Here is a 1742-nt window from a genome sequence, read left to right as displayed (position 1 = left end):
CGCGCCACTCGGACACGCTCGGCCTGTAGGGACAGGCAGCTCACGAAAGGGACATCGCATGCGCAGGAACCGACTCACACGCGTCATCGCCGCACTCGCCATCGCCTTCGGAGGCCTCGGCGTCGCGACCGCCACCGTGACGGCGACGGCACCCACCGCCCATGCCGACGAGTGCTACTCGTGGCCCCGCACGCTGAGCTCCGGCGCGTCGGGCTCCGACGTGACGCAGCTCCAGATCCGCGTCGCCGGCTGGGTGCCGCGCGGCCAGGTCATGGGCATCGACGGCTCCTTCGGCCCGCAGACCACGGCCGCCGTCACGAACTTCCAGAGGGCATACGGCCTCACGGCCGACGGGGTCGCCGGCCCCGCGACGTTCTCGAAGATCTACGCCCTGCAGGACCCCGACTGCTCGCCGCTCCACTTCACCTACGCCGAGGCGAGCTACAACTGCGGCCGGGGCTTCACGGGCACGGCGGCCAACAAGGAGAACATGAAGCGCGCCCTGTGGCGGGCCGAGGCGCTGCGCCACCAGCTCGGCGACCACCCGCTCAAGGTCACGTCGGGCTACCGCGACTCCGCCTGCAACGCCTCTGTCGGTGGTGCGAGCAACAGCATCCACCTCACGGGCGGCGCCCTCGACCTCGTCCCCGGCGACAGCGCCACCTCGATCTGCAGCATCGCCAAGCAGGCCCGCTACGCCGGCTTCGGTGGCATCTTCGGTCCGGGCTACCCGGCCCACGACGACCACGCCCACGTCGACATCCGGACGAGCATCGCCTGGGACGCGGACGCATGTGCCGGCTGGTGAAGGTCGCGGCGGGGGATCGGAGGACCAGATGAAGACCAGCACCGCCCGCAGGACCGTCGCCGGGCTGCTCGCCGGCGTGGCCGTGGCGATCCTCGGCGTGGTCTCGGCCCCGAGCGCCCTCGCCGCCTCGAACGACGAGATCGCCTTCGACTACTTCGTGTCCAAGGGGCTCACCGAACGCCAGTCCGCCGGCATCGTCGGCAACCTCATCCAGGAGTCGGGCAGCCCGATCAACCCCTACGCCAACCAGCCCAGCGGACCCGGCATGGGGATCGCGCAGTGGAGCGAGGGCGGCCGTTGGGACACCGACTCCCGGGACAACGTGGTCTGGTACGCCGGGCTCAGCGCGCGCAGCCGCTACAGCCTCACGGCCCAGCTCGACTTCACGTGGTACGAGCTGTCGACCTTCTCGGCCTACGGCCTCGCCGACCTGAGGGCGTCGACCTCCGTCAGCACGGCGACGACCGTCTTCATGCAGAAGTTCGAGCGGTGCGGCACGTGCGCGACGACCCAGCGCATCGCGTACGCCAACGACGTCCTGTCGAAGTACGGCAGCGGTGGCACGGGCGGCAGCACGACGGAGACGAGCCTGCCGGTGCTGCGCAGCGGCAGCAGCGGGGCGGCCGTACGCACCGTGCAGTACCTGCTCAGGGCGTCGGGCCGCAGCGTCACCGCCGACGGGTCCTTCGGCCCCGCAACGGATTCCGCGGTGCGCAGCTACCAGTCCGCCCACGGGCTGTCCGTCGACGGCGTCGTCGGCGACAACACGTGGTACTCGCTGCTGCCCGTGCTGCGCCAGGGCGCGAGCGGCGAGGCCGTCAAGGGCCTGCAGCGCGAGCTCGTCGACGCCGGCTACGCGTTGACCGTCGACGGGTCGTTCGGCCCGGCGACGTACTCGGCGGTGAGGGCCTACCAGACCAAGACCGGGCTGGTC

Annotated in this window: 2 protein-coding genes; both read left to right on the top strand. The window is 71.3% G+C overall.

The window, feature by feature from the left end:
* The first annotated feature begins 58 nt into the window (after nucleotides 1-58).
* Complete coding sequence (locus ASG96_RS17350) at nucleotides 59-808, top strand: D-Ala-D-Ala carboxypeptidase family metallohydrolase (protein ID WP_056751126.1); 750 nt, start codon at nucleotides 59-61, stop codon at nucleotides 806-808.
* A gap of 28 nt (nucleotides 809-836) precedes the next feature.
* Nucleotides 837-1742 (top strand): phage tail tip lysozyme (locus ASG96_RS17345; RefSeq protein ID WP_162262049.1); only part of this gene is annotated, 906 nt, incomplete at its 3' end.

Source organism: Terrabacter sp. Soil810 (assembly GCF_001429645.1).
Lineage (GTDB): Bacteria > Actinomycetota > Actinomycetes > Actinomycetales > Dermatophilaceae > Terrabacter.
The sequence above is the reverse complement of the archived record's forward strand: the minus strand, read 5'-3'. Positions and strand labels throughout refer to the sequence as shown.

Coding starts and splice junctions, on each gene's coding strand:
- ASG96_RS17350 (WP_056751126.1), top strand. CDS start 59: ATGCGCAGGAACCGACTCACACGCGTCATCGCCGCACTCGCCATCGCC.